This is a genomic window from Dickeya oryzae (genome assembly GCF_020406815.2).
Taxonomy (GTDB): domain Bacteria; phylum Pseudomonadota; class Gammaproteobacteria; order Enterobacterales; family Enterobacteriaceae; genus Dickeya; species Dickeya oryzae.
In genome coordinates this window covers 2,354,123-2,367,156 of record NZ_CP162670.1, presented here as the reverse complement: position 1 = coordinate 2,367,156, position 13,034 = coordinate 2,354,123, and the positions used below count along the sequence as shown (strand labels likewise).

The 13,034-nt window shown below is 49.3% G+C and carries 9 protein-coding genes and 1 pseudogene; 8 read left to right on the top strand and 2 right to left on the bottom strand.

Translation table 11 applies throughout. The features are described from left to right. Window positions 1–10 precede the first annotated feature (10 nt). From LF929_RS10460 to LF929_RS10440, 5 genes are all read left to right on the top strand, one after another. On the top strand, window positions 11–1,357 hold the full coding sequence (locus LF929_RS10460; protein ID WP_038907980.1) for an HlyD family type I secretion periplasmic adaptor subunit: 1,347 nt from the start codon (window positions 11–13) through the stop codon (window positions 1,355–1,357). A 12-nt stretch (window positions 1,358–1,369) separates the two neighbouring features. Then, window positions 1,370–2,776: a TolC family outer membrane protein gene (locus LF929_RS10455; RefSeq protein WP_226092541.1), complete on the top strand. Its 1,407-nt coding sequence runs from the start codon at window positions 1,370–1,372 to the stop codon at window positions 2,774–2,776. A 169-nt stretch (window positions 2,777–2,945) separates the two neighbouring features. Beyond that, window positions 2,946–4,388, top strand: coding sequence for a serralysin family metalloprotease (locus LF929_RS10450; RefSeq protein ID WP_226092542.1), 1,443 nt, complete (start codon window positions 2,946–2,948; stop codon window positions 4,386–4,388). 150 nt (window positions 4,389–4,538) lie between these two features. Further along, window positions 4,539–5,978, top strand: a complete 1,440-nt coding sequence (locus LF929_RS10445; RefSeq protein ID WP_226092543.1) for a serralysin family metalloprotease — start codon at window positions 4,539–4,541, stop codon at window positions 5,976–5,978. 413 nt (window positions 5,979–6,391) lie between these two features. Then, complete coding sequence (locus LF929_RS10440; protein WP_080649131.1) at window positions 6,392–7,828, top strand: serralysin family metalloprotease; 1,437 nt, start codon at window positions 6,392–6,394, stop codon at window positions 7,826–7,828. 229 nt (window positions 7,829–8,057) lie between these two features. On the opposite strand, the gene LF929_RS10435 is transcribed toward LF929_RS10440, so the two are convergent. Next, a complete protein-coding gene (locus LF929_RS10435; protein WP_226092544.1) occupies window positions 8,058–9,926 on the bottom strand; it encodes a potassium transporter Kup in 1,869 nt (622 codons plus the stop codon). Window positions 9,927–10,769: 843 nt separating this feature from the next. Here LF929_RS10435 and LF929_RS10430 point away from each other — a divergent pair. Continuing rightward, window positions 10,770–10,859: pseudogene (locus tag LF929_RS10430) on the top strand (resolvase); the annotation flags it as partial. A gap of 69 nt (window positions 10,860–10,928) precedes the next feature. Here LF929_RS10430 and LF929_RS10425 read toward each other — a convergent pair. Further along, entirely contained in the window at window positions 10,929–11,804 is an 876-nt protein-coding gene (locus LF929_RS10425) for an alpha/beta fold hydrolase (RefSeq protein WP_080649085.1), read from the bottom strand. Window positions 11,805–11,918: 114 nt separating this feature from the next. Here LF929_RS10425 and LF929_RS10420 point away from each other — a divergent pair, with 114 nt between their 5' ends. Further along, window positions 11,919–12,299, top strand: coding sequence for a helix-turn-helix domain-containing protein (locus LF929_RS10420; RefSeq protein WP_050570677.1), 381 nt, complete (start codon window positions 11,919–11,921; stop codon window positions 12,297–12,299). Window positions 12,300–12,603: 304 nt separating this feature from the next. Beyond that, a complete protein-coding gene (locus tag LF929_RS10415) occupies window positions 12,604–13,029 on the top strand; it encodes a hypothetical protein (RefSeq protein WP_038909569.1) in 426 nt (141 codons plus the stop codon). The last annotated feature ends 5 nt before the right edge of the window (window positions 13,030–13,034 follow it).

Below are 13,034 nucleotides of genomic sequence, written 5' to 3'. Positions count from 1 at the left end.
GGATGAACCAATGACAGGCATGGATGTAACGACACAGGATGAATTAAGCGAAACGACAATGCGCGATCGCGCCAGCCGTGATGAAGAACGGGCGTTGCGATTAGGCTGGTGGCTGGTGTTTGCCGGTTTTGGCGGCTTTCTGCTGTGGGCCTTGTTGGCACCGTTGGATAAAGGCGTGGCGGTGCAGGGTAATGTCGTGGTGTCTGGCAACCGTAAAGTGATTCAGCACATGCAAGGCGGCATTGTTGAGCGCATTCAGGTCAAAGAGGGGGACCGGGTTGCTGCTGGTCAGGTATTGCTGACGCTCAATGCCGTTGATGCCCGTACCACCAGCGAGGGCCTGGGTTCCCAATATGATCAGTTGATTGCGCGCGAAGCCCGGCTACTGGCGGAACAGCGTAATCAACCATCGCTAGTGGCGACGCCCCGGCTGGTTGAGGCACGTCGGCGGCCGGAAATGACGGGCATTATCGCGTTACAGGAAAATTTGCTGTATAGCCGACAACAAGCCCTGAAACTAGAAACCGACGGTGTGCGCGCCAGTATCGACGGTATGGAGACATCGCTTGGCGCGCTGCAAAAAGTGATCACCAGCAAGCAGTCGGAACAAGCCGTATTAAGCCAGCAATTACAAGGGTTACGTCCACTGGCGGCAGAGAATTATGTGCCACGCAATAAAATGCTGGAGATGGAGCGACTGTTCGCACAGGTCAGCGGAGAACTGGCGCAAACCAGCGGCGATGCAGGGCGAATCCGTCGTGATATTCAGCAACAGAAACTGCGTATTGCCCAGCGTCAGCAGGAATATGACCGTGAGGTAAGCAGCGAGTTATCTGACGTACAGTCCAAATTGAATGAAGTGATAAGCCAGCGCGAGAAGGCGGATTTTAATCTGGCCAATGTGCAGGTGCGTGCGCCGGTTGCCGGCACAGTGGTGGATATGAAGGTCTTCACTGAAGGTGGGGTGATCGCCGCCGGACAGGTGATGATGGAAATCGTGCCGGAAGATCAGCCTTTGCTGGTGGATGGCCGTATTCCGGTAGAAATGGTGAATAAAGTGTGGGCCGGGTTGCCGGTGGAACTGCAATTTACCGCGTTTAGCCAGAGCACGACACCGCGCGTTCCAGGGACGGTGACCTTGCTTTCCGCCGACAGACTGGTCGATGAGAAAGATGGCGTGCCGTATTACAGCCTGCGTATTCAGGTGAGCGAAGAAGGCAAGCGAACGTTGCATGGACTGGAGATTAAACCCGGCATGCCGGTACAGGGCTTTGTGCGTACCGGGGAACGCTCGTTTATCAATTATCTGTTTAAGCCGTTGATGGATCGTATGCATCTGGCATTGACGGAAGAGTAACGGAAGAAAGCAATGCGAAGGAAAGCGGTATTACTGTCGGTAGTGTTATCTCTGTCAATAGGGTTATCTCTGACGGGCGGCGGTGCTCAGGCGATGGGGTTGGTAGACGCCTGGGAACTGGCGTTGCGTAATGATGCGCAGTTGCGAGCGGCTGGTTTTGAACGGGATGCCGGGCAGGAAGAAGTGGCGATCGGTCGGGCCGGATTGTTGCCGTCGTTACAGTACAACTACGGTGTCAACTACAGCCATTCCAAGGTGACGCAGCGGGATCGTACGGTGAATAACACCAGTCAACGTGATTACGACAACTATGTGTCAACGCTGACGCTGCGTCAGCCGTTGCTGGATTATGCCGCCTGGGCGCGTTATCAGCAGGGTATCAGTCGTAAACTGATGGCCGATCAGCGATTTCGTGATCGCAGCCAGGACTTGATGGTCCGACTCTATCAGTCCTGGAGTGACGCGCTGCTGGCACAAGAAAAATTGACGTTACTTGATGCGCAACGTCGCACCTACGAAGAACAATTAGCGTTGAATCGTCGCTTGCTGGCGGCGGGGGAAGGGACGCAAACCGATCTGCGTGAGACGGAGGCACGTTACACTGTCACCAATGCGCAGCGTATTGAGCAGGAAGATACGCTGGATGCCGCCATGACTACGCTGGAAAATATGATTGGCTCGCCGCTACAGATTCAGGATTTGTCGCCGCTGGCGTTGGAGGTGTTGCCGGATAATGTGACGGAAAACCGTTCGTTGACGCAATGGCGTGAACTGGCGGTCCGGCACAACGCAAAGTTGGCGGTGCAGCGAGAGAACGTCGGTTACAGTCGCTATGAAATCGAGCGGAACCGTGCCGGTCATCTGCCGAGCATGGATCTGGTGGCGTCAACCCGCAATAGCCTGTCTGAATCTGAATATAACTATAACCAGAAATATGACACCCAGACGGTAGGGTTGCAGGTGCGTGTACCTCTGTATTCCGGCGGTGCGGTGTCGGCGTCAATGCGTCAGGCGACAGCGGAATATGAGCAAAATCAGGCTGAACTGGATAATCAGACCCGGCAAACCTTCGCAGAATTACGCCGTCAGTTTAACCTGTGCACCAACGGCGCGGCCAAGATCCGAGCCTGGCAAATGAGTGTCGATGCCGCAGAGGAAGCCATTCGCGCTACACGCCAAAGCGTTGCCGGTGGTGAGCGTATTAATCTGGATGTATTGATGGCGGAACAGGAGTGGTACAACGCCCGGCGTGAACTGGCGGAAGTGAAATATCGTTGGCTTCAGGCATGGTTAATTCTGCGCTATACCGCAGGTACGCTCAATGAGCAGGACATGATGCAACTGGCTGCCTGGTTCCAACCCGCCGATGTTGCCAGAAAAGGGAAGGTAAAAACGCCATCCGGCAATAAAACACATTAATAAGCGCCTGTTGCGCGAATTTATGCCGTATCCACAAGATTTCTTTCGTAGCAGGCTGCGAAAGAAGGGTGTGCCATTCGTTGGGCGGTCAGGGTGACTGCCGACGATATAATGGCGAATAAGGCATTCTGACTGTAATAAATAAGTCAGACTTTATGGAAGAAGTAATATGCAACAAAACGAAAATATACCATTAAATACCTCTGCTGCCGCTAAGGCAGGTAGTTATATCGGCTATGCCGATGTCTATGATTTTTGGTATTACCATCAACGTGGCGATGGCGTGACGGTGAATGGCAAGCCGTCCTATTCCACGGATAAAGCGGTGGATGAAGGGTTAACCCGACCGCATACCACCTGGAACGGTGATAATGTGTATGGTAAGGCGGCGAATCTGACCTATTCGTTCCTGAATACCTTTACGTCGACGCCCAACGGCCACACCGGGCCGGTAAAATTTACGCCGGTACAAATGGAACAGGTAAAGCTGTCATTGCAGTCGTGGGCGGATGTCGCGAACCTGACCTTCACCGAGGTCAGTCCTAATCAAAAAGCGAATATTACCTTTGCCAATTACACCCGCAATGCGGATGGCAGTCTGAATACGGATACGCAGGCTTACGCGGCTTATCCGGGGACGCATCCGCTATCGGGTAGCGCCTGGTTCAACTATAACCAATCGACTGTGCGTAACCCGGGTACCGAAGAATACGGGCGACATACCTTCACCCATGAAATTGGGCACGCTCTGGGGCTGAGCCACCCGGCCGAATATAATGCCGGTGAAGGGGATATCAGCTATAAAAACAGTGCGGCCTATGCAGAGGATTCCCGCCAGTTCAGCATCATGAGCTACTGGGATGTGGAAAATACGGGTGGAGACTTTAAAGGCCATTACTCCGCCGGACCTTTGATGGATGATATTGCGGCTATTCAGAAGCTGTACGGCGCGAATATGACCACCCGCACTGGTGATACGGTATACGGATTTCACTCCAATACCGATCGTGATTTTTATACCGCGACCGACAGCAGCAAAGCGCTGGTTTTCTCGGTGTGGGATGCCAGTGGCAATGACACCTTCGATTTCTCCGGTTACAGCAGTAACCAGCGTATCAACCTCAATGAAGGTTCGTTCTCAGACGTTGGCGGCCTGAAAGGTAACGTATCGATTGCGCATGGGGTCACTATCGAGAATGCGATTGGCGGCTCTGGTAACGATATTCTGGTTGGTAACAGCGCTGATAACGTCCTGCAGGGTGGCGCGGGCGATGATGTGCTGTTCGGCAGTCTGGGCGCGGATACCCTGACCGGTGGTGCTGGTCGCGACATTTTCGTCTACGGCAGCGGCCAGGATTCAACTCTGTCTGCGTACGACTGGATCACTGATTTCCAGACCGGTGTGGACAAAATCGATCTGTCGGCATTCCGTAGCGAAGGGCAGCTGAGTTTTGCACAGGACCAATTCTCTGGAAAAGGACAGGAAATCATACTGCAGTGGGATGCGGCAGATAGCATCACGAATCTGTGGTTGCATGAAGCAGGCCACAGCTCTGCCGATTTCCTGGTGCGTATCGTCGGTCAGGTGTCGCAGTCCGATATTATCGTGTAATTAATCACTGAAAATATTAAACAGGGTAGTGTCACTATCCTGTTTAATAAGATTTCCATCGAAATCTTATTTACATGCCATTCTGGCAGGGATGTGTTCGCCCTGAATAAGTAATGGCTACTCTCGGTTATATTATTTTCAGAGGATTTTATGGGAAAAAATCTATCTTCGCGTCAAGATGACGCTCAACACGCATTATCAGCAAATGCGAGCAGTGCATATAATTCCGTTTATGATTTTCTGCATTATCATGATCGTGGTAATGGTCTGACGATTAATGGCAAGACTTCTTATTCTGTTGATCAGGCCGCGGCGCAGATTACCCGTGAGAATGTCAGTTGGAATGGCACCAACGTATTTGGCAAATCGGCTAATCTGACGTTTAAGTTTTTGCAATCAGCAAGCTCAACTCCAGCGGGTGATACCGGGTTTGTGAAATTCAATGCAGAGCAAATTGCACAAGCGAAACTGGCATTGCAATCCTGGGCTGATGTCGCCAACCTGACATTTACCGAGGTAACGGGAAATAAATCAGCCAATATCACCTTTGGTAATTATACCCGTGATGCCAGCGGTAATCTGGATTATGGCACACAGGCCTATGCTTATTATCCGGGTCAGTATCAGGGCGCAGGCAGCACCTGGTATAACTATAATCAGTCCAACATCCGCAATCCAGGTGCGGAAGAGTATGGTCGTCAGACATTAACCCATGAAATTGGGCATGCGCTTGGCCTGGCGCATCCTGGGGAATACAATGCTGGGGAAGGGGAGCCAAGCTATAATGACGCCGTGTATGCTGAGGATAGCTATCCGTTCAGCATCATGAGTTACTGGGGCGAGAATGAAGTCGGCGCTGACTACAACGGTCACTATGGTGGTGCGCCGATGATTGACGATATTGCCGCCATCCAGCGGTTGTACGGTGCCAATATGACCACCCGCACTGGCGATACGGTATACGGGTTCCATTCCAATACCGATCGTGATTTTTATACCGCGACCGACAGCAGCAAGGCACTGATTTTCTCGGCATGGGATGCGGGCGGCAACGACACCTTTGATTTCTCCGGCTACAGCAATAATCAGCGTATCAACCTCAATGAAGGTTCGTTCTCGGATGTTGGCGGCCTGAAAGGCAACGTATCGATTGCGCACGGGGTCACTATCGAGAATGCGATTGGCGGCTCCGGTAACGATATTCTGGTTGGCAACAGCGCTGATAACGTGCTGCAGGGCGGCGCGGGCAACGACGTGTTGTACGGTGGTGCTGGGGCGGATACCCTGACCGGCGGTGCCGGGCGTGATACTTTCGTCTACGGCAGCGGCCAGGATTCAACTCTGTCTGCGTACGACTGGATCACTGATTTCCAGACCGGTGTGGACAAAATCGATCTGTCGGCATTCCGTAGCGAAGGGCAACTGAGTTTTGTGCAGGATCAGTTCTCTGGTAAAGGGCAGGAAATCATACTGCAGTGGGATGCAGCGGATAGCATCACGAATCTGTGGTTACATGAAGCGGGCCACAGCTCTGTCGATTTCCTGGTGCGTATAGTCGGTCAGGTAGCACAGTCTGATGTTATCGTGTAATTAATTACTGAACGTCATAAACAGGGCAGACTCTCTGCCCTTTTTTACTATTAATATCTTATTGCGATATTATTCTTTACTGCAATAATCTACGGCTAGTAATACTTTCTCTGTTGCAAAGCAATCGTTTTCTTTTTCTCTTTTACCATTCTTATAACTTATTTTATTTTCATCAATTAGCGGCATATTTAAATTATCCTCATGTCACTGTGGTGAAATGGAAAAATAACGATGCATTCTTTACAAATTCATTACAGTGAATTATATAACTAATCAGTGCTGGTGACAGTGCTGACTAAGTTATATCTGATATTAGCAAATTTATTTCCTAAAAATAGGCCATTAAGGTCGTAGGGTGTTTTTATCCCGAAATCTAATGGCGCTTTATGATTATTCATGAGAATGAGGGTTTTATGGAAAGAAATCTGTCTTCACGTGATGATGACGCTTTACATTCACTATCTGCCTCCAGCAGCAGTTATGACGCAATTTATAATTTGCTGCACTACCATGAACGTGGTAACGGATTAACGATTAACGGCAAGCCTTCTTACTCGCTTGAGGAGGCAGGCGCGCAAATTACCCGTGACAATGTGAGCTGGAATGGTGCGAATGTGTTTGGCAAATCAGCTAATCTGACGTTTAAATTTCTGCAGTCAGCGCGAGCTACACCGGATGGAGACACCGGTTTTGTCAAATTCAATGCCGCACAAATTTCCCAGGCGAAGCTGGCGCTACAATCCTGGGCGGATGTCGCCAATATCACGTTTACGGAGGTGACCGGTAATCAGTCGGCCAATGTCACCTTCGGTAATTACACCCGTGATTCTAGCGGTCGTTTAGACTACGGTTCCCAGGCTTATGCGTACCTGCCGGGAAGTGGTAGTGCTTCAGGCTCGACCTGGTACAACTACAATGTAGATAACATTCGTAGTCCGGATACGATGGAGTACGGTCGCCAGACTCTGACGCATGAAATTGGCCATGCGTTGGGCCTGAATCATCCTGGCGATTATAATGCCGGTGTCGGGAACCCCAGTTACAGCGATGTCACTTACGCGGAAGACACCCGCCAGTTCAGTATCATGAGTTACTGGAGTGAGAAAAATACCGGCGGTGATTTCAAAGGTCACTATGCCGCCGGACCGATGCTGGATGATATCGAGGCCATTCAGCGTTTATACGGTGCCAATATGTCCACCCGCACAGGGGATACCATCTACGGGTTCCATTCCAATACCGATCGTGATTTCTATACCGCGACCAGCAGCAGTAAGGCGCTGATTTTCTCGGTATGGGATGCGGGCGGTAACGACACTTTTGATTTCTCTGGCTACAGCAATAACCAGCGTATCAATCTCAATGAAGGCGCGTTTTCGGATGTTGGCGGCCTGAAAGGCAATATATCGATTGCTCACGGGGTCACCATTGAAAACGCGATTGGCGGTTCAGGCAATGATGTACTGATTGGTAACGATGCCAATAATACCCTGCAGGGTGGAGCTGGCGACGATATCCTTTATGGTGGGGGCGGTGCCGATCGTCTGTATGGTGGTAGTGGCAAAGATACCTTTGTGTATACCGAGGTGTCTGACTCGAGTGTTAACGCCCCAGACTGGATTCTCGATTTTCAGACCGGGGTTGATAAGATCGATCTTTCCGCATTCAATACCGGCCACAATTTGCACTTTGTTAATCAGTTCAGCGGTAGCGGTGGAGAGGTCATGCTTAATTGGGATGCCTCATCCAATGTCAGCAATCTTTATCTGAATCTCGATAACAATACTTCCGCGGAATTCCTGGTGAAAATCGTGGGTCAGGTATCACAAACAGCAGATTTCGTTGTTTAACGTCTACTTTAGAGAAGGGCGGTTGTCCGCCCTTTGTTCCTGAACGCTTCCTGCCAATATTTATTGCATGTCACCACGGCACAAATGATCACAATATTAGTTACAACATACTATTTCTTATCAACCCAAATGCTGTCTGAAACACTACCTTTTCTATCGCAAAGCAGGGCTGGAAGGGATATTAGAGGGTGACAGACAGAAGAAACGCTTGTCACCCTTCGATGGCTGGTTAGATAGCTATTCGGCGGCCGATTTCGATTACCTGATTGCCCGGCAACTGATAATACTCGGTGACATGCAGGCTGTTTCTCATCATCCAGGCAAAAAGATAGGATTGCCAGCGTGGCAGGGCATCCGTGCCATCTTTGGCAACAATCGACTCATGGCCGATATAGTAAGTCACGGCTTCATGGTCGTTGCATGCCTGAATGGGGGGCGTTTGTTTAAGCAGTTCGGGGATATTGGGTTTTTCCATAAATCCATAGTAAGCCACTCCTTGCCAAAAACCTGGGTACTGCTCGGTAATAATCAATTTATCTTCCTTCCTGACTCGCGGTACATCCAGTACCTGAATAGTCAGCGCGATAATTTTATCATGCAGTGCGTGATTACGCTTCACATGCCAGCGCATTACCGGGGGCGCTACATTTTGTGTTCTGGTCAAAAATACGGCCACGCCCGGCACCCGTGAAATACCATTCTTCTGTAATGATGACAGGAATTCATCCACCGACTGCGTTTTTTCCGACACCGTTTGTGATACCCGGGTCACGCCCCGACGCCAGATAAACATAATGCAGAAAATCAGCATAGCCAGTAGCAGGGGAACGTAGCCACCCTCGAACACTTTCAGCATATTGGCGACGCAAAAACCGAGGTCTATCAGGATAAAGACAGTGGTGATACTTAGGCTCAGCATTCTGTTCCAGTGCCAAATCTTACGCATTGCCATATACAACAACAGCGTCGTCATCAGCATGGTAATGGATACGGCAATACCGTAAGCCGCGGCCAGTCGCTCTGACGATTGGAAAAAAATAACCAGACTGAGTGTCACCACCATTAATAGCCAGTTAATGGTTCCCAGATAGATTTGCCCATAACTTTGTTCCGCCGTTTGGGTAATTTTCATTCTGGGTAGCCAACCCAACTGAATGGCCTGCCTGGTCATCGAAAAGGCACCTGAGATAATTGCCTGACTGGCGATGATAGTTGCCAGGGTTGCCAGAACAATCAAGGGCACTTGCAATGAAGGTGGACAGAGGCGATAGAAGATATTATTGCTGACATCCGCACCGGATAAAATAAACGCGGCCTGACCGGCATAATTGAGCAGCAGACAAGGAAGTGCCATCACATACCAGGCAAGCCAGATTGGCTTGCGACCAAAATGCCCCATATCGGCATACAGTGCTTCCGCTCCCGTCACGCACAGAAATACCCCACCAAGAATCAATAAGCCGATATGTCCGTGGCTGGCAAAAAATGCCAGCGCATAACCTGGGTTCAGCGCCCAGAGCACGGCGGGATAACTCAAAATACTCTTGATACCCAGTAACGCCAGAACGGCAAACCACAGTAACATCACCGGTGCAAAAAATCGGCTTATTTTGTCTGTGCCCAGCGGTTGAATAGCGAAGAGAAGAATCAACAGAGCCAGTGTCAGCGGCAGGATATAATTTGCGGTTTCAGGAAACACCAGTTCCAATCCTTCAAGCGCTGACAATACAGAAATAGCTGGCGTAATCGCCCCATCGCCATAAATAAATGCCGCACCAAGCAGGCCGGCGGCAATGATCCATTTCTGGTGTTTGGGTTGATTACCTTGTAGCAGAGACATCAACGCCAGAACACCACCTTCACCTTTGTTATCAATCCGCATGGCAAACAGCGCATATTTAACAGAGGTGACAATGATTAAGGTCCAGAACAGTGTGGAGAGCAGTCCCAGGATGGTGGCTGGCTGAGTAGCGCCACCCGCTAGCTGTATTACCGTATTGAAGGTATAAAGTGGGCTGGTACCGATATCGCCAAAAACAATGCCCAACGCGGAAATAGCCAATAAACCAGGTGATTTCTCTTGTTGCGTATTCATCATATGCACATCCCGGTGAAGAGTGAGTATCAGGAAAAATGCCGTGTAATCATAGTGTAGACGGTTATGATTATCTGAGTGTGACTACACCGTAGTTCTGAACAACATCACAAATCATTAATAAATGTGAAGTGTGCCAAAATTTCAGCCCGGCGGTGTGATCAGCCGGAGGGCTCGAAAAGCGTGTAGAAAATGGATAAAAGAAAGCGAGAAGAGGGTTACTGGTTCAACCGGTAACCCTTAGAGGAGGGCAACTGCAGCACTCATGAGGCCAGGAAAACCGCCTTTCTTGCTGGTGTTCAAAAAGCCATCCCATCATCGGCCGGTATACTTATATAGTTAGCAAAGAAAGTCTATCCCCCAGATTGGTAATACGCTGACTAACTTTTTGTTATAACTTGGAAATAACAAAATTGATGCATTTATGGAAAAGGCTGACAATAAACGACACGGTGCTAACGTCAGCGGGTTCATGGTTGTATATTTTCACTCCATTAATTAGAGTTGTAGTGATAAACACGGAGAGACGAATTTTATTATTTTTTGTCTTTATGATGTTCGTTTTTTGCTCATTGATAGATATGTATAATTTTTCTATCAAAAGTAATGATTTTTTATTCTTTAGTGAGTTCCTTTATTACCTTCCGTATTATATTTGTGGTCACTTAATAGTCAGGGGCAATGCCAGCCGTTCGTTACCACATTACATGGTTATTTTTTTCACGTCGTTTTTTTTACCTGCCTGTTTTGCTATTTGCTATCTTTTCTCTTGGGGAAAGAGTCCGGTCTCTATTTTTATAACTACCGGTGTCTGATAGTCACTTACTGACAGCATAACAGGAGGCAGTTTTGATATCGAAAATTATTGATAGATCGCCTGCCCGCCTGAGCCACAGCGACTGGATGACGTTGAAAAAGCAGATTGAACAACTCGAACAATAGGGTCTTTCATTTAATAATTCCACTCAGAATAATCGATAAATAGATATGGAGAAGAAACTTCCATCACAGGTTATCAATCCACGAAACAATCGCTGCGTTGACGTCATCCGGTCGGTCCTGCATTATCCAGTGACCAGCGTGTTCCCACATTTCCACCTTCGATTTGGGGTTTGCCAGCCACCCACGCATTTGCTCTGCCTGCGCCTGAAAGCGGCACATATGATAAAATGGCACCTTGATCTGTTTTAACAGCATTTCACTTCCTTTCCCCACCCCAACCTGGTCGTCCCCCAGAAAGAGAGGGCCAAAGGATTCACGAAACGGTGCCAGGGGCATTCCCATCATTCTTCTGGAATGCCAGATCTTAAATGCCTGACTGGTTGCGTGGTCATAAAAGTTTTCGAGCATGGCCTGTGTTGCCGTGATAGGGTCGCCATTCTGAAGGCGACAGGTCGTTTCCTGAAAAACAGGGCGGAGTTGTTCGCTGAACCCCAATGAGCCGTCTACAGAAATGACTGCATCAACCAGATCCGGCCTGAAGGCCGCGATGCGGGCCGCAATCTGCCCTCCCATGGAATGCCCAATCAGTGTGAATTTCTGCCCCGTAAATCTGGTTTCCATTAATGAGATAATATCTGCGGCGTAGTGGTCGGGCTGATACTGGCCAGAAGGCATCACCTCAGAGCGTCCGTGTCCGCGAAGATCCACTGCGACAGTATGATATTTTTTTTCCAGCACCGGGAGCTGCCAGCTCCAGTCGTGGGAGTCTGAGACCCAGCCGTGAAGCAGCAGGATATTACGCCCCTGTCCGGCTTTGGTATAAAAAAGCTTTGCCGTTCGCATGCTTTCCATTGAAGCGAATGCAGTGGACAGAAACGGTACTGTAACAGCCGTGGCCATAAACGAAGTCAGCAGATCTCGTCGCGAAAAACCGGGCATCAATTGCTCCTTAATTTTATCTCACTGGAAACCAGATATCCCTCATGATATACATCATATATCAGATATCAATTACGCACCTTGAGGTGCGCAGATATACACGAGGATATTGCTGTGGCTCCTGTACCCCCATCCCAAACCACCGATATTTTTTTTGCTGACTGCGCGGCACGTTCTTTTCTTGATCAGATAGCTAATAAGTGGAGTGTCATGATCTTGACTATTCTGGGAGAAAGACCCACACGCTTTAATGAAATGATGCGTCGGATGGAAGGGATTACACACAAGGCACTAACTCAGGCATTAAGGCGCCTGGAGCGTAATGGACTCATTTTACGAAAGGTCCTTACGACATCTCCAGTTGCAGTAGAGTATTCAATTACTGAACTGGGAAAGACCCTGCAAAAACCATTCTCTGCTGTTTACGAATGGTCCATTCTGCATCTGGAACAGATTGAGTCAGCACGTGAACGTTATGACAGAAACACAAATTAAGCTGTGTCGGCATGGCAGCCATCTGTTCATTGTCATTGATGGCTGTAATGTCGTTTAAGGATGGAGTGAGTCGCCGCCGGCAGAATTGCAAACGCAAACCCTGATTAAAAAACAAAGATTACGGTGACTTCGATATCCAAACTGCCCCCTGGCAGGGGAGTTGCACAACGCTATCCCGGCTAGCCTGTGAGCTGCTGTAGCGGCCTTTGGACTATTTTTTCAAATTTTCAGCAATATTTTTCCCGCTCATTCGTCTACTCCATCACAAGCAAGTTATCCGAGAATGTAATGAGGTAGAGATATGATGAGAAATGGTGAAATGTATCGGCACGGCAGAGGTTATGGGTTCCATGGGCATCGGATGGCAAAACCGTTATTGATTGCTGTTGTGCTGTTTGTCGTGCTGGGGCTGCTGGTGATGTTGTTATGGAATGCGTTATTACCCGCGATTATTGGGGTAAAAAGTATTGATTTCTGGCAGGCACTGGGCCTGTTGGTACTGAGTCGTATTCTGTTCGGCGGTCTGGGATTCCGGCCCGGGATGTTTGGTATGGCACGCGAGCGCCGCCGTATGCATGAGCGTTGGATGCAAATGACACCGGAACAACGTGAAGAATTTATCCGGCAACGCCGTGACGGATTTGGCCATCACGATCGCTGCAACTGGCATGGGCGTCGTCATGATCGCAATGCAACAGATGCCGCACCTAAAGCACCGGAAGCCGAGTAACCGCG

Bases quoted from the DNA above. Each gene is read 5' to 3' on its own strand.
- LF929_RS10460 (WP_038907980.1), top strand. From the start codon at position 11: ATGACAGGCATGGATGTAACGACACAGGATGAATTAAGCGAAACGACA.
- LF929_RS10455 (WP_226092541.1), top strand. From the start codon at position 1,370: ATGCGAAGGAAAGCGGTATTACTGTCGGTAGTGTTATCTCTGTCAATA.
- LF929_RS10450 (WP_226092542.1), top strand. From the start codon at position 2,946: ATGCAACAAAACGAAAATATACCATTAAATACCTCTGCTGCCGCTAAG.
- LF929_RS10445 (WP_226092543.1), top strand. From the start codon at position 4,539: ATGGGAAAAAATCTATCTTCGCGTCAAGATGACGCTCAACACGCATTA.
- LF929_RS10440 (WP_080649131.1), top strand. From the start codon at position 6,392: ATGGAAAGAAATCTGTCTTCACGTGATGATGACGCTTTACATTCACTA.
- LF929_RS10435 (WP_226092544.1), bottom strand. From the start codon at position 9,926: ATGATGAATACGCAACAAGAGAAATCACCTGGTTTATTGGCTATTTCC.
- LF929_RS10425 (WP_080649085.1), bottom strand. From the start codon at position 11,804: ATGCCCGGTTTTTCGCGACGAGATCTGCTGACTTCGTTTATGGCCACG.
- LF929_RS10415 (WP_038909569.1), top strand. From the start codon at position 12,604: ATGAGAAATGGTGAAATGTATCGGCACGGCAGAGGTTATGGGTTCCAT.